Below are 23,957 nucleotides of genomic sequence, written 5' to 3' on the forward strand. Positions count from 1 at the left end.
GGCAGTCTCGTTTCCTCAGTCCGTAACTTAATCCACCTAGGCAGATGAGTGCAACCATTATTTTAAATAAAATGCAATATGCAGAAAATATTTACAAAATAGAAATGGTGTAACTTATTTTTTACACCCGTAATGACTGATAAAGAATAACGTGGTTTGTTGTGCCAAATAGCGCTTTTCTTGGTCTGACAAACTGGATTTAATCCCCATAACTTGCGGCCAGAAGCAGCCACCTTTAACTAGGCTGTGCAACTGACCATTAGCGAGATCAACATCCTGAATATCAAGGTTTTTTAACGAAATCTGATGTTTAAGCCAACTGAGGATCTGCCCCTCTTTTTTTGCCATCAATTCAGATTGTTCAATCAACTCATCGGGGCGATAAAGATAGTAGCCGAGCACTACTCGCGCTAGGTCGATATACTCATTTGACGACAGAATTTCTATTTCGCTGTAAAGCAGTTGTTCTAGCTGCTCTTCCATTGGCAGTGACATTAGCTGATCAGAATCGACAAGGTTAGCCGTTGCACTCCACAAGTCTGCCAGCAAGGTCATGATCAGCACTTCTTTTGACGAAAAGTGGTTATACACGGTGCGCTTGGAAACCTGCGCTAACGCCGCAATCTTATCCATACTGGTGCTTTGTGCCCCGAACTCTCGGAAAGCTTCCTTTGCTGCCAACAATATCGCTTCACGTTTTAGTTCACTTCGAGTTTTCTTCATCACTGTGTTCTGCATATGTCTTGAAAAATAATTCTGACACCAATATTACACTACTCAGTTTACTTTTCATTAAAAATACGTAAACTACACCGTATAGTTTACTTTAAAAGTTCTAAGAAACGTCACAAACGTTTCATATCTCTATTCGATCATAGAGCTCAGAAGTAAGGAAACTTTTCACTTGGCTACAGGAGAAAGACAATGAATACAGTTGAAAACAATCAAGTCTCAGATACAGCAGCACTTGATGGCAAATTTGCTAACCACGAAGTGGATAACAAAAACAGCATTCGCGATTTCTTAGCTATCTCTTGGGCTTATCTGACTGAGAAACACGAGGATACAGTGCCAAAAAAGCCGATTCCGGTGCAAAGTATCACTAACGAACAGCTAGAAGTTGAAAACGATGATGTGGTCTATCGACTTGGTCACTCTTCGATTTTAATGAAACTCGATGGCCAGTGGATCCTTACCGACCCAGTCTTCAGTGACCGCGCTTCACCGGTGCAATGGGCAGGACCAAAACGTTTCCACCAGCCACCCATCTCCATTCAGGATCTGCCAACCATTGATGTGGTGTTAATCAGCCATGACCATTACGATCACTTAGACAAAGCCGCTGTAAAAAGCTTGGCGAAGAAAGTTGACCATTTTCTCGTTCCATCAAAAGTGGGCGCTTTATTACAGAAATGGGGAGTACCTGCCAGCAAGATTCAGGAGTTTCTTTGGTGGGACAGTGCGAACCGAGGTTCTGTTGAATTTGCTTTCACACCTACTCAACACTTCTCAGGCCGAGGCTTGACGGATCGTAATCAGACCCTCTGGGGAAGCTGGGTTATTCGCAGCAGCAAAAAGTCGATTTTCTTTAGTGGCGATTCCGGCTATTTCAGTGGATTTAAAGAGATTGGCAATAAATACGGCCCTTTCGATTTAACCATGATTGAGACTGGCGCTTACAACAAACTTTGGTCTGAAGTACATATGTTTCCTCGCCAAAGCTTACAGGCGCACATCGATCTGAAAGGCAAAATGATGATGCCAATCCACAACAGCACTTTTGATTTGTCTATGCACCGTTGGTATGAGCCACTTGAGAAAGCATCGAATCTCGCAAGATCTTTAGGCGTTACGCTGGTCACGCCTGTTATTGGTCAACGCATGTCGTTAAACGAATCATTTCAATCGGTGAGATGGTGGGAACAACTGGAAGTGGAAATGGAAGCAGAGCCATCAGTGCAAAACTGTTTTAACTCTGCCTCATAAACTTTTCATATCACCACTTACACGAAGTAGTGATCGAGCAGCAGCGCAATAAACAACATCATCAAATGATAGATAGAGTATTTAAACGTGGTGATGGCTGACTGCTCATCTGAGCGATATTTCAGTACCCATGCTGAATAAATAAAACCTAAGCTCAAAATGGTGGATGCAACAAAATAAAGCACCCCACTCATTCCCACCAATACCGGCAATACACAGACAATCGCCAGTAATACTGTATAGAGCAGAATCGACGTTTTAGTGTATTCCACTCCGTGCGTCACTGGCAGCATAGGGATATCCGCTTTGGCATAATCTTCTTTGCGATGAATCGCCAAAGCCCAGAAGTGAGGTGGTGTCCAGATAAAGATAATCATCACCAATAACCAGGCATGGCCGTGCAGTTCATTGGTTATTGCTGTCCAGCCTAATAGTGGCGGCATTGCTCCGGCCAAACCAGCAATCACAATATTCTGCGGTGTTGCACGTTTAAGGTAAACGGTATAAACCAACGCATACCCCAACAAACTGGCAAATGTCAGCCAAGCGGTCAGTGCATTTACCCCAGCATAGAGCACGACAAATCCCGCAATTCCAATCGCCGTAGCAAATGCAAAAACTTTATAAGCCTGAATCTCTCCAGAAGGTAGCGGACGACGATACGTTCTCGCCATAATCGCATCGATTCTTCTGTCAATCAGATGATTGAACGCTGCTGCAGAGCCTGCCATCAAGGCAATGCCACTCAACCCCAACACCACCGCTTGCAAAGGAAGCGCAGCTGGTTGGGCTAAACACATTCCGACCAGAGCGGTAAGCAGCATTAATGCGACCACTTTAGGTTTGGTCAGAGTCCAATAGATTCTCCATCGAGAAGGAGATACGGCGATACCAGATGCGACAGTGACCGACTTATTCATGGGAAACACTCCTTGTTGTAACTTTAGAATTGGCTTTAGCGTCAATGATTGCTTGGCTCATAGGCTGAGAAGACCACAATTGATAGTTGCATTTGAGTACTGCAATCATGAGCAGTGCTGCGCCCAAATTGTGCATAACTGCAATCGTTAAAGGCAGATTGAAAACCACATTGCTGACGCCGAGAACAACCTGAACCAAAAGCGCGCCTAACAACATTTTCGACAATGAAAGCAGGCCAACTTTCCATAGACGAAACGCTAACGCTGACACGACTAAGATGGTCAAGATAGCGCCAAACCGATGTGATACATGGATAGTCAGCCTTGGACCGTACTCCAGTACGCCAAACTCATAGCTGTCATGTCCGTGATGAATCAAAGTAAAGGCTGTTTTGAAATCCAGATAAGAGAGCCAGTTACCTTCACATATTGGCAGACTGCTGCACATCAACGCCGCGTAGTTAGACGATGTCCAGCCACCAAGCATGATCTGCCCGACCACCACCGCCATAGTAAGTACCGCACCGAGCTTAAGGCTCGAAGAGAAAGGCTGTGCTGATGAACTTATAAGAACTCTATTTTCAGAGGCTGACGTCCGTTGTAACTGCCACAACAATAACCACAAACTGGCGAGCAAGGTGAATCCCCCCAGTAAGTGCCCCATCACCACTATCGGCAGAAGCATCATGGTTACCGTCCACATACCAAGTAAGGCCTGAAAAATCACAACTGCAGCAATCATCAAAGGCAGAGTTATCGCCACAGGTCGAGTTTTAATACAGAGAAACGTGATTAAAAACACCACCAGACCAAGAGTGCCGGCAAAATAACGATGAATCATTTCCGGCCAAGCTTTATGCGGCTCCACATCGAGATGAGGGTATAACAGCTCTGCTTTTTCAAGCGCTTGGGAAGATTGCGGAACCGTGAAGTGACCGTAACAACCCGGCCAGTCAGGACAGCCCAATCCAGCATCGGATAAACGAGTATAAGCACCCAATGCAATTACGGTCAGCGTTAACAACAGCGCAAACTTAACTAATCGAATTAACCCTGTATTGGAATTGGCCATCGTCCACCTCACCCAACACGAGAAAGTTTGAGTAACTTACGTAAATCCGCCAGCACACTTTTGCTTTGCATCACCAGTTGCGAAGGGTCTGTTTTGGGGTAATGCATAACCAGTTGACCAAGCGGATCGACAATCACAATTTCAGAGCTCTCAATAGCCGCCATAAAAGCTTGATTGATCGCAAATTTCTCAACGGAGATGTACTCCACACTTTGGATGTCACTTTCAGGTTCAATCAGTAATACAGGTTCCACTCTGCCCTGCTCTTTGCCCAATGCAGTATGACTTTGCATCAGCATATAGATGTGCTGTTGGCACTGCTCATCGCACTGTTTGGGAACCACATACCCTACGCGCCAAAGCTTATCCTGTGTCGAAGTTCCTAACCCTAATGAACTCAAAGTAATTCTTGGTTCAATCAACACACCTTTATTGGTCACTCCTGACTGATACCAATGGTTAGTTAAGACCGTCTTTGCCACTACGGCAGGAAGCGCAAAGAAAAGCACAATCGCTAGCAACATCAAACGCCCTTTGGTCTTTGAATTCATCATGGCCTCCTTGCTTTAAAAGCTCTGACACAGATAAGCAAAACAATGATTAACAATACGGCAGCCATGGCGAACCACTGCACGGCGTAGCCAAAATGTTTTTCAGCACTGAGAGGAAAAGGAACCCATGGCTGCGCATACGGCCAGTTCTGTTCCTGTGGTTGAAACAGAGCTGGCAAAATGGGTTCTCCCAACCACTGAGAAAGCTGCTCAATGTTTAGGTTCTGAATACGGTGCGGTGTCTGACTTTCAATATTCAAATCCGAACTCAGTGGATTATTGGATTTTTGGTACAGACGCCCAACTAACTCTTGAGGCTCAATAAGCCAGTTAACCTCCGGCAAGATGCGTCTATCGTTAGTTGCTGCAACAAAGCCCCTTTCGATCAACATCCAGTGCCCGTTTCGCTCTTTTGCCAGTTGGTAAGCCAGATAACCTACTTTCCCTTGATAGGTTTGGTTGTCGAGCAGAAACGTCATGTTGCTGACTGGCGAGAAAGAAACTCTTACCTGCAAGCCCGTCAAATCTGAGACGGGATACCTTTCTAAAGCCATGCCTAAAGAGATCGGTTCCATCTGCTGACGAAGCAACAGCTCCTGCTCAAGCGCCTGTTTTTCTTCGCCACGCGACAATTGCCAGAAACCCAATTTGACCAATAACAGAAACACAACCACAGTTAAAACAGCACCTAAGATTACTTTCATAGACAACACTCGACTCTTTAGAGGATCAGACATGCTGCCACTTGTTGTAAAAATCATTTTGGTTCTGTTTCTGCTATTCATCATATTCAACCTTGCTCGCGCCTTAATTCAGATGGTTAGAGACCCCAATGATGACGATGAGCGCCCGATGAGCTATTACCTTGGGCGACGCCTTATATTTTCAGCTTTCGTCGTTATCTTGCTCATTTTTGCTCTCCTCAGCGGCTGGCTTCATCCCAACCATACACCTTACTAAAGCGTTAACACTGTGCTTATAAGACATAGACAAAGACAAACAGACACAACCACACCACATCGACAAAGTGCCAATACCAACTGCCCGCTTGGAACGCGAAATGATCTTTGGGCGTGAAGTGGTCTTTCGCGATACGCGCAAGCAGCACAATTAAAAACAGTGTGCCGAGGCAAACGTGTAAGCCGTGAAAACCTGTGAGCATAAAGAAGGTGTTGCCATACACGCCAGATTGCAGAGTCAGTCCCATTTCCTGATAAGCGTGAGCATATTCAACCCCTTGGAAATACAAGAAAAATCCAGCAAGAACGATGGTAATTTCCAGCCATACAATCAGTGCCATGCGGTGATTTTTCTCTAAACTGATGTGTGCCATGTGCAAAGTAATCGAAGACATCAGCAGAATAATGGTGTTTTTGAGTGGGATCCCCTGCCAAGGCATGGCTTGTACCGTCTCCCCTGCTGGCGTTGTAATCAGTGGCCATATCGCTTCAAAACCCGGCCATAACAATTCGTTGGTCATGGCATTGTTGCTGGCACCGCCTAACCAAGGGACAGCCACCATTCGCGCATAGAACAGAGCACCAAAAAATGCACCAAAGAACATCACTTCCGAAAAGATAAACCAGCTCATTCCCTGACGAAATGAACGTGCTATTTGTTTGGAATACAACCCTGCTAATGATTCTCCAATTACGTTACTAAACCAGCCCGCCAACATGCTGAGCAGTACAATAAAACCGATAATCAAAATGGCTTTGCCAAAGACACTTCCCACACCACCAGTGCCAACATGTTGCACTGTTAAACCTGCCCCCACCGCCACCAAAAACAGAGCTACAGCGCCGATAATCGGCCAACGACTTTGAGCCGGAACATAGTAAGAATCGTGTTTAGTACTCATAGATTTGCTCCTTGCGTTGGTGCGCCGTTCACGTGAGCACTTTGGCTTGTTTTGACCAGTTGAGGCTCTGCTTTTTCCGTTATGTTGTACAAGGTATAGGAGAGCGTTAAGGTGTGAATGGAATCGGGAATATCCGGTTCGATATAAAATATCAACGGCATCTCAGCATCTGCCTTGGCCGACAGTGGTTGCTGATGAAAACAGAAACACTCAATTTTATTGAAGTAGCTGGCGCCTTGTCCCGGAGATACCGAAGGAACCGCTTGACCGACAAGTTCGTCATTGGAAAAGTTGTTAGCTAAAAAAGCCGTTTGTATCACCTGCCCAGGATGCACGTCCATGTGCGAAACTTTAGGTTCAAATTTCCAAGGCATGCCATTACTGACATGTGCCATAAACTGAACGCGAATCGTGCGCGATTCGTCTACCACCATGGTTGTCGGTTGAACTGCCGCCACTTCGTTGGTTTTCCCATTGATGCCTAGTGCTTTACACATCACGTCGTACAAAGGCACCAAGGCAAAACCAAACCCGAACATCAGCACAGTACCAATGGTCAGTTTTATTATCAGTTGTCGGTTCTTGCTTTTAAGTGATTCGTTGTCCATTTTTCACGCTCCTAATCCACCCAACTATTCCACTTTGGGTGGTGTAGAGAATGTATGGTGCGGCGCAGGGCTTGGAACCGTCCATTCCAATCCTTCAGCTCTTTCCCAAGGTTTAGCCGGTGCAGGTTTTCCTCCCCGCACACACTTAATCACAACCCACAAGAAAATCAGTTGTGATAAACCAAAGGCAAAGCCACCAATCGAAACAATCTGGTTTACGTCGGCGAACTGAATCGCGTAATCAGGAATACGTCTTGGCATTCCCGCCAAACCCAAGAAATGCATTGGGAAGAACAACACATTGACCGAGATAACAGAACACCAGAAATGCCACAGACTTAGGCGCTCATCGTACATATGCCCTGTCCATTTCGGCAGCCAGTAATAAGCCGCCGCCATAATCGAGAACACAGCACCAGAAACCAGAACGTAGTGGAAATGCGCCACCACAAAGTAGGTATCGTGATATTGGAAATCCGCAGGCACAATTGCCAACATCAGCCCAGAGAATCCACCTATGGTAAACAGCACAATAAAGGCAATCGCGAACAGCATTGGCGTTTCGAACGTTAGCGAGCCTCGCCACATGGTCGCAACCCAGTTAAATACTTTTACTCCGGTTGGGACGGCGATCAGCATGGTGCAATACATAAAGAACAGCTCGGCAAACACCGGCATACCAGTGGTAAACATATGGTGAGCCCAAACCAAAAATGAAAGCAGCGCGATACTGCTGGTTGCGTAAACCATCGAATGATAGCCAAACAATTTTTTGCCACTAAAAGCAGGAACGATGGCAGAGATAATGCCGAAGGATGGCAGAATCATGATGTACACTTCAGGGTGACCGAAAAACCAGAAAATATGCTGGAACATCACAGGGTCGCCACCACCAGCCGCATCAAAGAAGCTCGTACCAAAATACTTATCGGTCAAAACCATAGTGACCGCCCCAGCTAACACTGGCATCACCGCAATTAAGAGAAACGCTGTGATTAACCAAGTCCAAACGAACAACGGCAATTTAAACCATGTCATACCCGGCGCTCGCATGTTGACTATGGTCACGATGACGTTAATCGCCCCCATAATCGAGCTGATACCCATAATATGAACCGAGAAAACAAACAATGCGGTACTGTCTGGGCCATAGGTTGTCGATAGCGGCGCATAGAATGTCCAACCAAAGTTAGGGCCGCCACCTTCCGTAAACAGTGATGCAAGAAGAATTAAAAAGGCAAATGGCAGAATCCAAAAACTGAGGTTATTCATCCTTGGCAAAGCCATGTCCGGTGCGCCAATCATTAGAGGCACCATCCAGTTTGCAAGCCCTGTAAATGCTGGCATTACCGCACCAAACACCATAATCAAACCGTGAACAGTGGTCATCTGATTGAAAAAGTCAGGTTCAACCAACTGTAAACCCGGCTGGAACAACTCAGCACGAATCACCATTGCCATTGCGCCACCAATCAAAAACATGGTGAAGCTGAACCAGAGATACAAAGTGCCTATATCTTTATGGTTGGTTGAATAGATCCATCTCCCTAGACCTTTAGGTACGTGATGTTCATGTTCACTTTCGCCATGATCAACGGAACCGGTATCTGGATTCGAGATATCAGCATCCGCCATTGGAGCCGATTTTTCCTTGTGAATCATTGTCCTTGTCCTCCATTACCCGATTGACCAGAAGCTCCAGCGCCTTGTGACTTAAACGCATTAATATCGGATGCTTGAACCGCATCACCAGTGTTGTTACCCCAAGCGTTACGTTGATAACTGATCACAGCAGCCAGTTCTTTATCACTCAACTGGTTGCCAAAAGCCTGCATTGCTGTTCCCGAACGACCATTAACGACCACATCAAGATGAGCACTTAGATCCCCCGTTGCCACAGGACTGCCTTTGATGGCAGGAAAAGCACCCGGTATACCTAAACCTGTCGGCTGATGACAAACAGAGCAGCGGTCCATGTAAACTTTCTCGCCCATAGCCATCAGCTCATCCAACGACATTGAACTTTGCAGTGCTTTTTCGGCTTCTTGTCTGGCAGCAGCAATTTCGGCTTTTTTATCCGCGAGCCATTGGTCGTATTTTTCTGGCTCCATTGCCTGAACCACAATTGGCATAAAGCCATGGGCTCGTCCACACAACTCCGCACATTGACCGCGATAAACGCCCGGTTCATCAATGCGCGTCCAAGCTTCATTGATATATCCCGGAATGGTGTCTTTCTTCACGGCAAAAGCAGGAACCCACCAAGAGTGGATCACATCATCAGATGTCAGTAAGAAGCGCACTTTACGTTCAGTCGGCAAAACCAAAGGCTGATCCACTTCTAGAAGGTAGTGTGCTCCTTTGGTCTCTTCGCCCTGAATTTGTTTTTGCGATGTCGCCAAAAGACTGAAAAATTCCACGTCTTGCTCAAAATAGCTGTAATGCCATTTCCATTGTGAACCGGTGATCTTGATAGTGAGGTCAGATTGAGAAGTATCTTCCATCGCAACTAAAGTTTTCGTTGCGGGAATCGCCATGGCGACCAAGATAATGATTGGGATAATCGTCCAAATAATTTCGACTTTGGTACTTTCGTGAAAATGAGCCGCCACCGCTCCCTTCGATTTGCGGTGCTTGAAAATGGCATAGAACATGGCACCAAAGACCACGAGAGCTATCGCGACACATATATAAAAAATAAGCATGTGTAGCTCATACACCTTACCACTAATTTCGGTAACACCCGGTGTCATGTTTAATGCTCGTTCTGCAGAAAAAACCTGTGGGGAAAAGCTGAGTAACAGCCCAACCATTGGCAGCCACAGATCGGTTACAAATCTTCTCAAGAGCTCTCTCCTCTGCTTCGCTGTACTTCAACACCTCTCTGTACTTCAATACTTCTCTGTACTGCAATACAAGGAACGTGAATCGACACAAACAGCAAACTTGACTCAATTGTTACATTTGTTAATTTTTTGTTATTTCAAAATATTAAGTAAAGGCTAGTTAGGGTTTTAGATTTGTTCAAGAAAATATCAAAACAGTTTGATAAAAGTGGGTTGTCAAAAACTGTCCTAGAATAGTTTTAAAACTCATGAAGATATTTAAATCTAACGACTGGCGTCTGTTGACCTAAGGTTTAATACAGGTTTTAGCGATTGCGCACTCATAAATGAGAATAAATATCAATTATGCTGCGTGCTCAAATTAATACACAAGGTGGCAATCATGATGGAAAAAGTCACACAATGGTTATCAGCAGATCCTGATCCTAAGACTCGGGAAGAACTGCAATATCTGATTGACCATAAAGAATATGAAGAGTTAGAAGACCGCTTTAAATGCCGACTCGAATTCGGTACAGCAGGTCTGCGCGGAAAAGTAGGTTGTGGTCCAAACCGAATGAACCGTTTAGTGATTCAACAAACCGCTTTAGGTCTTGGTGAATACCTAGTGAAACACGTCGACAATGCTAAACAGCGTGGCGTAGTGATCGGCTATGACGGCCGCACAGATTCCAAATCCTTTGCACATGACACAACAGCCGTTTTAACGGCTTTAGGTATTAAGGTTTACTTAACCCATAAAGTGGCGGCTACGCCAATTGCAGCCTTTGGTGTGAAGCATTTCAACGCGGCAGCAGCAGTTGTGGTGACAGCGAGCCATAATCCGCCAGAATACAACGGATTTAAAGTCTACTGGGAAAACGGCGCGCAAATCATTCCTCCGCACGATTCTGGTATCGCACAAGAGATTGATATTGCAGCCACTCGCGTGATTCCATTGATGCCGCATTCCGAAGCTGAGCGTCAAGGTCTGCTGGTTTGGTTACGTGATGATTATTACCAAACTTACCGTGCAGCGATTAACAGTAATCCTTTGCTTTCTCATCATACCGATCCAAGCAGCATTTCTATTGCTTACACAGCAATGCATGGTGTCGGTGCAAACATGGCGGAAGATCTTCTCCATGATGCTGGATTCAAGAAAGTGATGAGCGTGAAAGAACAGCGTGAGCCAGATGGCTCTTTCCCAACAGTGAACTTCCCTAACCCAGAAGAAGCGGGCGCGATGGACATGGTGATTGAGCTGGCTGACTCCATCGAAGCGGAGCTTGCTTGTGCTAATGACCCAGATGCTGACCGTTTTGCGGTTGCGGTACGCAAACCCGATGGAAGTTACCAAATGCTCACAGGTGACCAAGTGGGTACTCTTTTCGGTCATTACTTGCTTAGTAAAACCGATGCAAAGTCCCAGTTGGTGGGTAACACCATTGTCTCTGCCAGCCTGTTAAGCAAAGTGGCAAAAGCGCATGGTGCGAAGTATTACCAAACGTTGACTGGTTTCAAATGGCTCACAAACATTGCAATGCAAGAGCAAAGCGATGAGCACAAGTTTCTGTTTGCTTACGAAGAAGCGCTTGGCTACACGGTCGGTAATACCGTTTGGGACAAAGATGGTTTATCCGCTTTGGTCGCTTTTGCACAGCTAGCAGCAGAACTGTACGGCCAAGGCAAAACCATTTGGGATCAACTTGAAGAGATCTACCGCGAGCATGGTATGTACATTAATGCTCAACGTAGTATTGCGCTAGACCCTGATTACCCGCCTGTGGGTGAACTGCTTCGTGCAGATCCTCCGAAAAAAATTGCTGGTAAGAAAATCTTAGTTACCGAGGATTTAAAACACTCAGTGCGCACAGACAGTAATGGAAAAACGCAGGCAATCAACCTGCCTAGCAGTGATGTGCTGATCTACCACTTAGAAGGCGGCTCACGCGTTATTGTTCGCCCTTCCGGCACAGAACCGAAACTCAAATGCTACTACGAGGTGGTTGGCAGTTTCGCTAAAAATGAGAGCTTCGCGAGCGCTCAAGAAAGAGCAGAAGAACAAATGTCACTGCTGATCAGTGAACATCAGAACAGCTTGAGATAAACGTCACCGAGCTATACAACAGTGATAAACCAAGAGACAAAAGCGAGTTCGTTTTTGTCTCTTTTCACATCAGACATCTGAAGCGCAATTATTGAATAGTGTCGCCAACGTTTCTGGCTATCATCAACACCTCATCAGCTGAATACAGATTGGAAATGGTGCTTTCTACTTCAGCGCCTAATGTCTTTTTGTATAACTGCTGGGCAAAATTATCTGCTCTTGTAGTAACGAGCACATGCTTGAGCACTGAATCCTGCTCAGCTAATTGCTGCTTAACCAACGGCAAAGATTCCAAAATTAACGCTTTTGCAACTCCTTGTCCCTGGCATTCAGGCAGCACAGCCAGTTGCTCTAACTCCAATACAGCTTCCGGTCTAAAGCCGCTTTTCTGAACCCAAATAATATAACCCACCACTTTGGACTCTGGTTGCTCATCGAGCTCGGCAACATAGATCATATATCGAGGAAAAGCGTTCAAGTTACACTGTAGCCACTCAAATGAACGACGTTGTCTGACAAAAGCTGATTGATGAACCAACGCGGCTTCAGACAAATCACTTTCCTGCATCAAGCGAATAATCACTTTATCTCCTAGTTCGATTAAACTGCATCCGTACCAAAATTCGGCATACCTTTCTTGAGCTAAAACTTGAGCAAAATCCTGACATTTAATGCTTATGAATGAAGAACACATAAGACCACTAAATCCAAAATTAACTTTGACAGACTCAAGCTTTAGACAAAATAATAATATTGAATGATAAATATAACTATTATTTACCTAGACAAGATTTAGGTAACTCCCCCACTAGAGATCGGCGCTTAAACAAAGCTAAGGTTACTATGTTTTTTAATAAGTCACTTCAAAAAGAAAACCAAGAATTAAAAGAGAAACTTTATCCACTTGAACAAGTTCGAGAGAGCCTCGATGAGGACATGTTGAGGTTAACGTTAGATCCTCAAGGTAAAATTATTTCCACTAACGCTAATTTTGAACAAGAGCTTGGAATTAGACTTGAGACAATATCAGGCTCTCACCTCACTTCCTTAGTCCCAGAGAAAGCGAAGAAAACTAAGCATTTTCAGAAACTAAAAAGCGCATTAGAGCAGAAACATCACTGGAACGGCGCATTACAAATTACTAAGGCAAACCGTCAGGAAGCATGGTTGCGCATCATTTTGCAGCCGATCTTTGACATGCAGAAAAAACTGCTTCGTTTTTCTGTTTATGCCACAGAGTTAACTCGAACCATATCCGCCTCCAGAGAGCATGAAGATATGCTCAAAGCGATAAACCGTTCAATGGCGGTTATCGAGTTTTCTCTAGATGGCACCATACTTCGTGCTAATGAGAATTTCCTGAAAACGATGGGATACAAAAGCGAGCAGATCGTAGGTAAACATCACCGAATTTTCTGTGAAACGACGGAAGCTAACTCAAAAGAATACGCAGAGTTTTGGAAAAAACTGGGCCGAGGCCAGTTTGTATCGGATCGTTTCAAACGTGTCGATAACTATGGGCACGTGGTCTGGCTAGAAGCTTCCTACAACCCTATTCATGATGACGCTGGTGAACTTTATAAAGTAGTTAAGTTTGCAACTGTTATCACAGAGCAAGTTCATCAGGAGATGGCTGCTCAGGAAGCTGCACAAATAGCGTTCAACGTATCGGAAGAAACCGGACACCAAACAATACAAGGACAAGAGGTTATTACCGCCATCATCGCTAAGATGGATAACTTAGTGCGACAAATGAAGCAGGCAAGCAAAGATATTGAAGCACTGAATGAGCACTCTAAAAGCATTAGTGATTTGGTTGGTAGCATAAGCGGTATCGCTGATCAAACTAACCTGTTGGCGCTCAATGCAGCAATTGAAGCAGCGCGTGCTGGTGAACAAGGTCGCGGCTTCGCTGTAGTAGCAGATGAAGTTCGTCAACTTGCTTCAAGAACCAATAACACAACTGAAGAAATTGTGAGCGTCGTGGCTGAAAATATGAAACTTACCGCAAAAGCAGTTGAACTCATTACAGTGTGTCAATCTCAAGCAGGCGAAGCTCTGGATCTATCAACCCAAGCAGGACAAGTGATAGAGCAAGTAGAACAAGGTGCCATTCGCGTCGTTGAAGCGGTTCGTCAGTTCAATCAGCAACTGTAAGGCCTAGTCATAAAAAAGGTCTAGCTAAGCTAGACCTTTTTATTGGAATGTTGTCACTATCAATATCGCATAGTGAGGAAGCAAGTTTAGTGAATAGGTGCTTCGTTTTTCGCGTTAAATTTCCCAAAGTGCTGTTCCAGAATTTCTGGAGTTAGCTTACCTTCCGCTTCCAAACGCTTAAGTTCTGCGACTATCGCTTTCTGTTCTTCAATACTTGGTAATGAAACTTCTCCCTCGTTACCTGCTTCTTGAGTCATCTGCTCTAGTTCTTTTTCAAAATCGCTCATTATTCTTACCTAAACTTCAAAGTTCTAAATATCAAATACTGGGGAGAAGTTTAACCCAACTCCCCTGCAGGATACTAGAGCTTAAAGCTACCAACCATCTTATCTAGACGTGCTGAGAGTTCACGAAGCTCTTGGCTTGCACCCGCAAGCTCTTCGGCCGTGCCCGTTGTGATCTCGTTGATAGAGTTAATTTCTTCAATGTTCATGTTGATGGTATGAACCACTGTCGACTGTTCTTCCGTTGCTGTTGCCACCTGTGTATTTCGGTCTGAAATATCGTGGATACGCTCAGAAATACCGATCAGTACTTGAACCGCTTCATCAGAAGAAGAAACACCTTCCAGAGTTACTGACTTGCCTGCTTCCATCGCAGAAACCGCGTCTTTAGCGTCGCTTTGAAGCTGGTTAATCATCTTCTGAATTTCTTCGGTAGATGCTGCGGTGCGGCTTGCGAGATTACGAACTTCATCAGCAACAACCGCAAAGCCTCTGCCTTGCTCACCGGCACGCGCTGCCTCAATGGCCGCGTTTAGCGCTAGTAAGTTAGTTTGATCAGAAATGTCGCGGATAACATCAAGTATTGAGCCGATATTTTGAGTGGTTGACGCAAGCTGGCTAACCACCTGACCAATGTTTTCAATATCATCTGCTAGGCGAGCAATCGCATCTTTCGCTTGATTCACCACTGTACGACCCACTTCGGTATTCGAGGTCGCTTGGTTCGCTGTTTCAGCTGCGGTTGCTGCGTTTGAAGCGATTTCACTAATGGTTGCGCCCATTTGGTTAATGGCCGTTACGACCTGAATCGTTTGATCACGTTGCTGCTGACTGTTGTCATGCGTGGTATGCGCTTTGGTAGACACCGTTTCTGCCGCTTCTTGCAATGCATGACTGGTTGACGCCACTTCCTTCATCGACTGATGAATCTTCTCGATAAATCCGTTAAAGCCAGAAGAAAGTTGTGCAATTTCGTCGTTGCCCTGAACTTCGATTCGTTGAGAAAGGTCACCATCGCCTTTGCCTAAATCAGTAAAGCGAATCGCAATTTGACGAATTGGGTTTGCAATACTGCTCGCCAGAATCAAGCCCATCGCAATAAAGATGGCTGCAACAATAATGGTCGTGATCAACATACGTTGAGCAACATCGTTTAAGTCTGCGAACACTTCGTTCACTGGCACAGTACCCACTACGAACCAGTCCATAGACTTCACGTAATAACTCGCAACGAACACATCAACGCCATCATGTTGTGCCGTAATCAAGTTGAAACCAGATTTGTTAAGCAAATTTTTTGTCTCAGCGCCAAACAACTGGCTCAGGCTAGACTTAGCTTTCGATTTTTCACGGTGAATCTGCACTTCGCCTTTCGCGTCGGTAAGGAACACATAGCCCGTTTGCTCAATCTTGTAGCTGTTAAGCAACTTCACCATGTCATCCATCGATTTAGATAAACCTGACATAGTATCGCCGTTCACATCTTGGAAGTTAGCGAACATCTTCACTTCGCCCGTTGCTTCTTGGAACATGCTCACCATGGTTGGATTACCAGAGCTCACAAAACCGTAGAACCAGCCATCTTGTTGCTTGTTCAGTTCACGCAGGAAACCATTTTGGTTCCAGTAGTATGCTGTTTTGCGGTTCGCCACAGACGCATCGTTCAATTTGAACTGAGTACGGATGTTGTTTAGCTGCTTAACCAACATAGCTTCATCGCCAGAATCAATGTTCTTAGTGGCAATCGCTTTCTTAATAAATTCACTGTGAGTGATCTGTTCGGCAGCCAATAGCAGTTGTGTCACTTCGCTATTCACTGAGCTGCTGATCTGTTGAAGCATAGACGGAAGCTCTATGTCCACCAATCGGTGCTCCAATACGTCTCTTGCCTGACGTTGTGCCATTACCCCGACAATAATTGTTGAGGCCAATACCGCAAAGGTAATACCTGCGACTACCTTTGTCTTAATGCTGACGTTACTAAATTTGAGCATCTATTCTTTACCTATTTTGGCGATTTATTTTTAACGAACGTTATATCGACTTTAAAGCATAAATCTTTATTGTGAAACGGCAATTAATTCACCAAATTTATCAATCAAATAGGCCGAAAGCTGCTATGTACATTTATTTCTTTGAAAAGGTTTAGAAAAGTGGAAACAGACTCCATGTATTGAATATCAAGCAACATCTTATAATTCATCCGTTTGTTCAATATTCATCCAAACAAACGAATATCTTGCCTCACAAGGAACTTTTTGAGTTTCAGGCTCACTAAGAACAAGATTATCAAGGAGATTAGGATTTCATGCAGTCAGAAACCTTTCATTCGCTACAGCAGCATTTAAACCAACAGGTTATTGGTCAATCAGCCCTAGTAGAGCAATTACTGGTCGCGTTATTAGCAGACGGTCATATTCTGGTTGAAGGGCCTCCGGGTCTGGCAAAAACTCGCGCGGTGAAATCGTTAGCAGACTGCATTGAAGGGGATTTCCACCGCATTCAGTTCACGCCAGACTTACTACCCGCAGACTTAACGGGTACGGACATCTTTCGCCCTGAAACAGGTGAGTTTAACTTCCAACCTGGACCTATATTTAACTCGCTCGTCCTTGCTGATGAAATTAACCGCGCACCGGCGAAAGTTCAGGCTGCGATGCTGGAAGCCATGGCAGAAAAGCAAATTACTGCGGGTAGAAAAACCTATCGATTACCTGAACTGTTTCTGGTAATGGCAACGCAAAACCCGATCGAACAAGAAGGTACCTACCCATTACCTGAAGCGCAACTTGACCGCTTTCTGCTGCATTTAAATGTTGATTATCCTGACGCCGAACATGAGCTAGAGATTCTTCGCCTAAACCGCGGCGAAGCGAAAGGTCAAGCTTCATCGAATCTGCCGAAACTCACCCAAGAGCAAATATTTGCTGCGCGCCAAGAAGTGCTGAACATTCATATGGCGGAAACCATCGAGAAATACTTGGTGCGTTTGGTGATGGCGACTCGCAAACCTGAACAATACGATTCAAAACTCGCACAGTGGTTAGAAATGGGAGTCAGCCCGCGAGCGACTATCGCTCTTGACCGCTGCGCACGCGCACGCGCATGGGTTCAGGGTCGCGACTACGTAAGTCCTGAAGACGTACAAGCAATGGCGTTTCCTGTTTTACGACACCGCTTATTGTTGACCTATCAGGCACAAGCGGAAGGCGTACATCCAAACCAAGTCATTACTCACTTACTGACTCTAGTTGGCAGCGCGTAAGGCAAGCATTATGGCTCAGTCTGTAAAACAACTTTTACCCGCACATGCTGATGGCGTTCATCTTTGTCTAGAAGAGCTACTGCCCTACAAGCAACATACGGTGAAATGGTTGCCGCCTGCCAAAAGTTTATGGTCACAGCTTTTAGGCCAACATCAGAGCAAGCAACTTGGGCGTGGTATGGACTTCGCCGAAGTTCGCCAATATCAGCCGGGTGATGATATTCGTGCCATTGATTGGCGTGTAACTGCCCGCACAGGTAAACCGCACACCAAGTTGTTTTCTGAAGAACGGGAAAAGCCCGTGATTCTCTATGTGGATTTAAGCTCGACCATGCAGTTTGGTTCTTCTCTGTTACTCAAATCGGTACAGGCTGCACATATAGCCAGTTTGATCAGTTGGTTATCCGTTGCAGAGAAAGATCGCATTGGTGCGGTGATTGACACAGGTTCAAGCCTCGTTGAAATAAAACCAACCAGCAGAAACAAAGGGCCATTACAAATCATCGCCCAGTTGGTCGAGTGCCAACAACAGGCACTTTCAGGAGCTTCGACACCCAGTTCCATGCAAACCGTTTTAATGACATTAAACCGTCTCTGCCCGAAAGGCAGCGAGGTAATAATGATCAGCGATTTTGTTAATTATGAGGATTCTTTCCGACCATTATTCAACCAGTTACGTAAGCACAATCGCGTGAAGTTAGTCCATATTTTTGATCCCCTTGAGCAAGGTGAGACCCAATTTAGAGGAATTGAGAGAGTGAGCGATGGCAAAAATGCGCGCTGGCTTAACTTTTCGTCCAAATCTGATCGCCTAAGCATCAAAAATGCCTTTGATTCTCGGAAATTAGAATTAGAATCATTGAGCCAATCTATGGAAATGGACTACCGATCTCTTTCTAGCGATATATCTTTGCTACAACAACTTTCTGGATAATTTAAAAGATATGCAAGAATCATCAAATTTACTCAATCTTAGCGATTTGCATTTACCTGAAGTACCTTCATGGCTGCCACTTTCTTGGGGATGGTGGGCAAGTCTATTGGCCATTGTCGTGGTACTGGTAAGTATTGCTTTAATTGTCCGTGCTAAAAAGAAACGTATGGCGCCGAAGAAAACCGCTTTGCGTTTGCTTAACCCAGCACTAGGACATCAAACTCCATCATCAGCGATTGAGTTGGTTCGTCAAGCAGCGTTATGTTATTACCCGCGTGAGCAGGTTGCTCATTTAACCGGTCCAGATTGGTATGCATTTTTGGATTCCCAAGTTGATTCCCCTATTTTTACGAAGAATGAGGAAACTTGGCAGAAGGCTTTGTATCAAAAACAAAAAGTCGAAAATGCACAAGATTTGGTGGCGGATTGCTATCAATGGGTGAACACAGCGTTGCCGCCGCAAAAAAGGAGAAACTTGAGCGTTGGCAAATATTGAGTTCGTATGGTGGTGGCTAGTTGTTCTATTGCCACTGCCGCTAGTTATTCATCGTATTTTACCTCCTGTAAAGGAAAGGGCAGCCATAAAGTTGCCCTACTTACCTCAACAAAATACCGTCGCACCGCCTAAACAATGGTTGGGCAAACTGTTGGCCGTATTGATCTGGCTATGCCTGATTGCCGCTGTTTGTCGCCCGGTTTGGTATGGCGACCCTGTCACCACTTCGCCAAAACATCGCGACATGATGTTGGTTGTCGATCTCTCTTACTCAATGAGCCAAGAGGATATGAAATCCGACGGCGATTACATTGACAGGCTCACTGCGGTTAAAAAGGTTTTGAGTGATTTCATCAGCAAGCGCGAAGGCGACAGGCTGGGCTTGATCTTTTTTGCTGATCACGCTTATTTGCAGACACCGCTGACTTTAGACCGCCAGACGATCAGCCAGCAATTAAATCAAGCCATACTAAGATTGATCGGAACTAAGACCGCGATTGGTGAAGGTATTGGCCTCGCAACCAAAACCTTTATAGATAGCGACGCACCCCAGCGTGTAATGATTTTACTCAGTGATGGTAGTAATACCTCAGGTGTTCTTGACCCGATTGAAGCCGCTAAAATTGCTAAGAAGTACAACGCGACCATCTACACTGTGGGTGTTGGCGCAGGCGAAATGATGGTGAAAGAGTTCTTCCTCACCCGTAAAGTTAACACTGCTCAAGATCTGGATGAAAAGAGCTTGATGGAGATTGCCAAAATCACTGGTGGTCAATATTTCCGTGCTCGTGATGAAAAAGAACTCGCGACCATTTATGACACCATCAACGCACTGGAGCCAATTAGTCAGGCAACTCAGACTTGGCGTCCACAAACTGAGTGGTTTGGTTATCCACTAACAGTTGCGCTGCTTTTGTCTGTCATTTTGTTTATCGTAAGGAGAGACCATGTCTGATTTCGAGTTCCTTACTCCTTTATGGCTTTTAGCACTTATTCCCCTAGCCGCAATTCTATTTTGGCTTTCAACCCATAAACAAAGCCAAGGGCTTATCGCCAACCATATAGCCAGTGCGCTGGGAATCGAAAATCGCAACAAAACCAAATCTGTTCTCTTATTGATAGCGCTTAGTTGGTTGATTGCTGTAATTGCTTTAGCTGGGCCAAGTTTCGAGAAACAAACACGCCCAAGCTACACCAATAGCAACGCTCGTATTCTGGTGATGGATATGTCTTTGTCACTGTACGCGACGGATATTAAACCCAATCGCTTAACTCAAGCTCGTTACAAAGCGCTCGACTTACTTAAAGGTTGGACAGAAGGCAGCACAGGCTTAGTCGCTTATGCCGGTGATGCGTACACAGTTAGCCCGCTGACTAGCGACAGTGCAACCATCGCTAACTTGCTGCCTAATTTATCCCCTGACATCATGCCCTATCAGGGAGCCAATGCCGCATCAGGTGTAAAACTGGCTATAGAGATGCTTAGAAACGCAGGAATGGCACGCGGTGAACTCATCCTGCTAACCGATGATCTTGATGAGCAAGAACAATCAGACATAGAAAATGAACTATCTGGTACACAGTTTAAGCTAGTGATATTGGGCATTGGTACGGCTTCTGGTGCGCCAATTACACTCAGTGATGGTTCACTTCTGAAAACCGACAATGGACAAACCGTCGTTGCCAAAACCAACTTTGAAACCATGCAGTCTCTGGCGAAAAACGTCAGCGGTGTTTTCACGCCATACCAAGCGAATGGTCAAGATGTTGCACGTATCTTGTCTGAACAAGGTTTGAAGCAAGATGTGAGCAAGAAAGACGATAAAAAAACGCTAACCGAAAACGTCAACAATGGCTATTGGCTACTTCCTCTGTTAATTGTGCCCGCATTATTACTTTTCCGTCGTGGGCTGATCTTTGTTGCAGTTCTAACCACGGGATTCAGTGTCATGTCGCCAGATGCAAGCGCCGCATCTTGGCTGGATAGTGGTTCGCCTTGGAAGAACAGCAATCAGAAAGCGATGGAAGCCTTTAATAACAAAGATTATCAAACTGCCAGCGAGCAATTTACCGATCCGGAATGGCAAGGTGTCGCTCGTTATCAGAACAAAGATTATAAAGGCGCAATTGAGAGCTTTTCTAAAGTAGAAAACCCCTCTTCGAGAACACAATACAATCTTGCCAATGCGTATGCTCAAAATGGTGACTTGGAAAAAGCCAAAGCGCTTTATCAACAGGTGTTGCAGCAAGATCCAAACAACCAAGATGCTAAAAGCAATCTCGATGTTGTTGAAAAAGCCCTGCAACAGCAACAGCAACAGCAACAGCAACAGCAACAGCAACAGCAACAGCAACAGCAACAGCAACAGCAACAGCAACAGCAGTCTCAATCGGGTTCGGATTCTGGTCAATCGCAAAACAACGAATCACCGCAGCAGGATTCACAGTCGCCACAACAAAACGATCCGCAACAGTCGCAAGATCAAAAACAAGCAAACTCTCAAAACGATAAGTCACAAGACCAACAGAGTAAGGATTCTGCACAAGACAACCAAGATGCAGACAAGAATGCAAAGCGTGGAAAAGAATCCACGCAACAAACCGATGCTCAAGCCAACGCCCAAGGCGATAAACAAGACGATGAATCAGAGCAGGATTCGCAGCCTGATGAAAAACCGACAACGGCAACCTCAACGACAACTGAAAATATCGATCCTGAATTAAGGAAGCTGGAAAAAGTTGAAAACGCTCGCGACCCAAGTCAACTATTGCGTGCTCAATTGATTATTCAGGCTAACAGTAAACAGCCTCCACAAACTGATGGTAAAAAGTGGTAATGATGAACGTATTACATTCTCCATTCGCTAATTCCCCGCGATTTGCATACATCTCTCGCTTAGGACGACTTGCTCTATTCTTAGCTATTGCAGCTATTAGTTTGAATAGCTTTTCCGTTCAAGCGGCATCCTTTTATGCCAGCGTCAGTAAGAACAAAGTCGTAAAAAACGAAGTTTTTCAGCTACGAGTGGTGAGTGATCAAAAAGCCTCATCAGACGATATTGATTTCACCGTATTAAGCAGTGATTTCCTGTTGGGACGCCCGAGTTTTGGTTCATCAATCAATATCATTAACGGTACGCGCAGCAACAAAAGCGAATGGACGATATCACTCGCAGCCACGCATATAGGCATTGTTACGATTCCGAGCTTTGAACTCAACGGACAAAAAACTCAGCCAATCGCGATTCAGGTAGCACAAGACGAACAAGCGCCAGAGGTGAATGACCTGGTTGAAGTGCAAACTCAACTATCAACAACCGAACTCTATCCGAATGAAAGCGCCTTGCTAAAAGCTCGATTAATCATCAAAGCAGACCCACGTCGTTTGCAAAATCCAACCGTCGCTCCACCAGCCGTTGAAGGGCTTGAACTTAACGCTGCCAGTGAAGCCAATCAGTATCAAACGGTATTAGACGGCGTAGAAGTGACTGTCGTCGATCAGGATTTTCGTATCACAGCAAAAGAAGCTGGAACTTATCAACTCAATGAGCCAGTTTTCAAAGGCACCATTGTCTACGGTAGCAACTACAGCGGTGGCACCCGATTGGTTCCTATTGAAACTAAAGCGAAGACATATTCGATTACCGTCAATCCTAAACCGTCAAACTATCAGGGTATTTGGCTCCCTACGAGTAAGTTGAGCCTGACTCAAAAATGGACGGACAGTCAGGGAAATGCGATATCTGGCGACAGCTACAAAACTCAGGTTGGAGAATCCATTACCCGCGAAGTGAACCTGCAAGTTGCGGGACTAACCCAAGAACAGTTGCCAAACATTAAGCTCAGCGACCCTACTTCGCTAAGTATTTACGATGAGAAACCTCAATTCACAACGCTGGATAACGGAGACGTTGTGATGACAGTGAAACAGGTACTTATCCCACGTCAAAGTGGCGATATTGCTTTGCCTGAAATAACTGTGGATTGGTGGAACACCACAGCAAAACAGCAACAAGCGAGTAAAGTTTCAGGGCTTACCTTAAACGTTAAACAAAATGATACTCCACTGGTTGCGGCACCTACTCCAGTCCAACCCACAACAAAAGTGGAAACCGTCACTGTTAAAGATGCGGGTTTCTGGCCTTATTTAACCGCATTGTTCGCAGTACTTTGGGTGATCACTGGTGTGCTTGCATGGCGTTTTAAATCATCAGCGTCAGACCAATCGACCTCCACAGAAACAACAAGCTCAAGCGAATATCAGGCTGTCAAAAATGCCTTGTCTGGCAAGGTTGATGGCATTGCTATGAGTGCTGCGATAAAAGCTTGGCTAAACACTGTAGTACTAGAAGAGCAAGAGCAGGTAGCGATCAATAAAGCGCTAAATGACATCAATCAGGCTCTCTATTCTTCGACGCCTCAAGAGATCAAAACGGACGAACTTGAAAAGCTAGTTGAACGTATTCAAAAACAGCAGGCAAAGCGCAGTAAAGTTAAACCTGTAACCCTAGCCAACCTCTAATCGATGATCTTCGGCCATCTTTATTAAAGGTGGCTGACTATCGAAAGAAAAAGATCAATGTGCCATTGAAAGATGGCACAATACTCAGAAATAACGCAACAGATCGGCGATCCATTCATGTTAGAAAAAGAAAACCTCATCAAACTTGCACGCATTCAAATGCCCTTTGGCAAATACGCAGGCCGAGTACTGATTGATCTACCTGAAGAATACCTGTTGTGGTTTGACAAAAAAGGCTGGCCCGCAGGCGAGCTAGGTCAATTGCTTCAACTCTGTCTGGCACTAAAAATTGAAGGATTAGATAGCGTTGTTAAGCCGTTGAAACGGATGTAGCTTTTCCGAGTAAACCGCTCAGCCTCCTCCAGC

23 protein-coding genes are annotated in these 23,957 nt (G+C 45.1%); 11 read left to right on the forward strand and 12 right to left on the reverse strand.

Annotated features, from left to right (window positions below; translation table 11 throughout):
• Positions 1-114: 114 nt before the first annotated feature.
• Positions 115-723 (reverse strand): TetR/AcrR family transcriptional regulator, encoded by a 609-nt coding sequence (locus L3V23_RS05980; RefSeq protein ID WP_102963781.1) that lies wholly within the window; start codon positions 721-723, stop codon positions 115-117.
• 201 nt (positions 724-924) lie between these two features.
• On the opposite strand from L3V23_RS05980, the gene L3V23_RS05985 reads away from it, so the two are divergent.
• Positions 925-1,986 (forward strand): MBL fold metallo-hydrolase, encoded by a 1,062-nt coding sequence (locus L3V23_RS05985; RefSeq protein ID WP_237292034.1) that lies wholly within the window; start codon positions 925-927, stop codon positions 1,984-1,986.
• Positions 1,987-2,003: 17 nt separating this feature from the next.
• Here L3V23_RS05985 and cyoE read toward each other — a convergent pair whose 3' ends face one another.
• Genes cyoE through L3V23_RS06005 form a run of 4 tightly spaced genes read right to left on the reverse strand, consistent with a single transcriptional unit; the run spans position 2,004 to position 5,266 of the window.
• Positions 2,004-2,906, reverse strand: a complete 903-nt coding sequence (gene cyoE / locus L3V23_RS05990) for a heme o synthase (RefSeq protein ID WP_237292035.1) — start codon at positions 2,904-2,906, stop codon at positions 2,004-2,006.
• Positions 2,899-3,978 (reverse strand): COX15/CtaA family protein, encoded by a 1,080-nt coding sequence (locus tag L3V23_RS05995; protein ID WP_237292036.1) that lies wholly within the window; start codon positions 3,976-3,978, stop codon positions 2,899-2,901. Before L3V23_RS05995 ends, cyoE begins: the two co-directional genes overlap by 8 nt.
• An 8-nt stretch (positions 3,979-3,986) precedes the next feature.
• Positions 3,987-4,532: a hypothetical protein gene (locus tag L3V23_RS06000; RefSeq protein WP_102965806.1), complete on the reverse strand. Its 546-nt coding sequence runs from the start codon at positions 4,530-4,532 to the stop codon at positions 3,987-3,989.
• Positions 4,529-5,266, reverse strand: a complete 738-nt coding sequence (locus L3V23_RS06005; RefSeq protein ID WP_237292037.1) for an SURF1 family protein — start codon at positions 5,264-5,266, stop codon at positions 4,529-4,531. Before L3V23_RS06005 ends, L3V23_RS06000 begins: the two co-directional genes overlap by 4 nt.
• On the opposite strand from L3V23_RS06005, the gene L3V23_RS06010 reads away from it, so the two are divergent.
• On the forward strand, positions 5,265-5,489 hold the full coding sequence (locus L3V23_RS06010) for a DUF2909 domain-containing protein (RefSeq protein WP_102965804.1): 225 nt from the start codon (positions 5,265-5,267) through the stop codon (positions 5,487-5,489). The two genes, L3V23_RS06005 and L3V23_RS06010, sit on opposite strands and share 2 nt — an antisense overlap.
• Before the next feature lie 16 nt (positions 5,490-5,505).
• Here the strand turns inward: L3V23_RS06010 and L3V23_RS06015 are convergent, their stop codons facing one another.
• From L3V23_RS06015 to coxB, 4 genes are read right to left on the reverse strand one after another with little or no spacing between them, the layout of a single operon-like run.
• Entirely contained in the window at positions 5,506-6,390 is an 885-nt protein-coding gene (locus L3V23_RS06015) for a cytochrome c oxidase subunit 3 (RefSeq protein ID WP_102965803.1), read from the reverse strand.
• Positions 6,387-6,998, reverse strand: coding sequence for a cytochrome c oxidase assembly protein (locus tag L3V23_RS06020; RefSeq protein WP_102965802.1), 612 nt, complete (start codon positions 6,996-6,998; stop codon positions 6,387-6,389). Before L3V23_RS06020 ends, L3V23_RS06015 begins: the two co-directional genes overlap by 4 nt.
• A 24-nt stretch (positions 6,999-7,022) precedes the next feature.
• Positions 7,023-8,633 (reverse strand): cytochrome c oxidase subunit I, encoded by a 1,611-nt coding sequence (gene ctaD / locus L3V23_RS06025; RefSeq protein ID WP_237292147.1) that lies wholly within the window; start codon positions 8,631-8,633, stop codon positions 7,023-7,025.
• 23 nt (positions 8,634-8,656) lie between these two features.
• Positions 8,657-9,844: a cytochrome c oxidase subunit II gene (gene coxB / locus L3V23_RS06030; RefSeq protein WP_102965801.1), complete on the reverse strand. Its 1,188-nt coding sequence runs from the start codon at positions 9,842-9,844 to the stop codon at positions 8,657-8,659.
• A gap of 382 nt (positions 9,845-10,226) precedes the next feature.
• Here coxB and L3V23_RS06035 point away from each other — a divergent pair, with 382 nt between their 5' ends.
• Positions 10,227-11,933, forward strand: a complete 1,707-nt coding sequence (locus L3V23_RS06035; protein ID WP_102965800.1) for a phospho-sugar mutase — start codon at positions 10,227-10,229, stop codon at positions 11,931-11,933.
• An 88-nt stretch (positions 11,934-12,021) separates the two neighbouring features.
• Here L3V23_RS06035 and L3V23_RS06040 read toward each other — a convergent pair whose 3' ends face one another.
• Positions 12,022-12,501: an N-acetyltransferase gene (locus tag L3V23_RS06040; protein ID WP_102965881.1), complete on the reverse strand. Its 480-nt coding sequence runs from the start codon at positions 12,499-12,501 to the stop codon at positions 12,022-12,024.
• A 275-nt stretch (positions 12,502-12,776) separates the two neighbouring features.
• On the opposite strand from L3V23_RS06040, the gene L3V23_RS06045 reads away from it, so the two are divergent.
• Positions 12,777-14,090 (forward strand): PAS domain-containing methyl-accepting chemotaxis protein, encoded by a 1,314-nt coding sequence (locus tag L3V23_RS06045; protein WP_102953597.1) that lies wholly within the window; start codon positions 12,777-12,779, stop codon positions 14,088-14,090.
• A gap of 86 nt (positions 14,091-14,176) precedes the next feature.
• On the opposite strand, the gene L3V23_RS06050 is transcribed toward L3V23_RS06045, so the two are convergent.
• Both L3V23_RS06050 and L3V23_RS06055 read right to left on the reverse strand, forming a co-directional pair.
• The gene (locus tag L3V23_RS06050; protein ID WP_102965799.1) at positions 14,177-14,377 is read right to left on the reverse strand and encodes a chromosome partitioning protein ParA; all 201 of its coding nucleotides are present in this window, start codon (positions 14,375-14,377) and stop codon (positions 14,177-14,179) included.
• Positions 14,378-14,451: 74 nt separating this feature from the next.
• Positions 14,452-16,368 carry a methyl-accepting chemotaxis protein gene (locus L3V23_RS06055; protein WP_102953598.1) on the reverse strand — a complete coding sequence of 639 codons (1,917 nt, stop codon included), beginning with the start codon at positions 16,366-16,368 and terminating at the stop codon, positions 14,452-14,454.
• A gap of 314 nt (positions 16,369-16,682) precedes the next feature.
• Here L3V23_RS06055 and L3V23_RS06060 point away from each other — a divergent pair, with 314 nt between their 5' ends.
• The 7 genes from L3V23_RS06060 (at position 16,683) to L3V23_RS06090 (ending at position 23,924) form a co-directional block, all read left to right on the forward strand.
• Positions 16,683-17,639: a MoxR family ATPase gene (locus L3V23_RS06060; RefSeq protein WP_102965798.1), complete on the forward strand. Its 957-nt coding sequence runs from the start codon at positions 16,683-16,685 to the stop codon at positions 17,637-17,639.
• A gap of 10 nt (positions 17,640-17,649) precedes the next feature.
• Positions 17,650-18,573: a DUF58 domain-containing protein gene (locus L3V23_RS06065; protein WP_102965797.1), complete on the forward strand. Its 924-nt coding sequence runs from the start codon at positions 17,650-17,652 to the stop codon at positions 18,571-18,573.
• A 10-nt stretch (positions 18,574-18,583) separates the two neighbouring features.
• A complete protein-coding gene (locus L3V23_RS06070; protein WP_042481241.1) occupies positions 18,584-19,069 on the forward strand; it encodes a DUF4381 domain-containing protein in 486 nt (161 codons plus the stop codon).
• Positions 19,056-20,024: a VWA domain-containing protein gene (locus L3V23_RS06075; RefSeq protein ID WP_102965796.1), complete on the forward strand. Its 969-nt coding sequence runs from the start codon at positions 19,056-19,058 to the stop codon at positions 20,022-20,024. The genes L3V23_RS06070 and L3V23_RS06075 overlap by 14 nt, the downstream gene beginning before the upstream one ends.
• Positions 20,017-21,906, forward strand: coding sequence for a VWA domain-containing protein (locus tag L3V23_RS06080; RefSeq protein WP_237292038.1), 1,890 nt, complete (start codon positions 20,017-20,019; stop codon positions 21,904-21,906). Before L3V23_RS06075 ends, L3V23_RS06080 begins: the two co-directional genes overlap by 8 nt.
• A 2-nt stretch (positions 21,907-21,908) precedes the next feature.
• Positions 21,909-23,591 (forward strand): BatD family protein, encoded by a 1,683-nt coding sequence (locus L3V23_RS06085; protein WP_237292039.1) that lies wholly within the window; start codon positions 21,909-21,911, stop codon positions 23,589-23,591.
• A 117-nt stretch (positions 23,592-23,708) separates the two neighbouring features.
• Positions 23,709-23,924 (forward strand): DUF3820 family protein, encoded by a 216-nt coding sequence (locus L3V23_RS06090; protein ID WP_042481593.1) that lies wholly within the window; start codon positions 23,709-23,711, stop codon positions 23,922-23,924.
• Positions 23,925-23,957 lie beyond the last annotated feature (33 nt).

The organism is Vibrio sp. A1-b2, from assembly GCF_021726015.1.
GTDB lineage: Bacteria > Pseudomonadota > Gammaproteobacteria > Enterobacterales > Vibrionaceae > Vibrio > Vibrio diazotrophicus.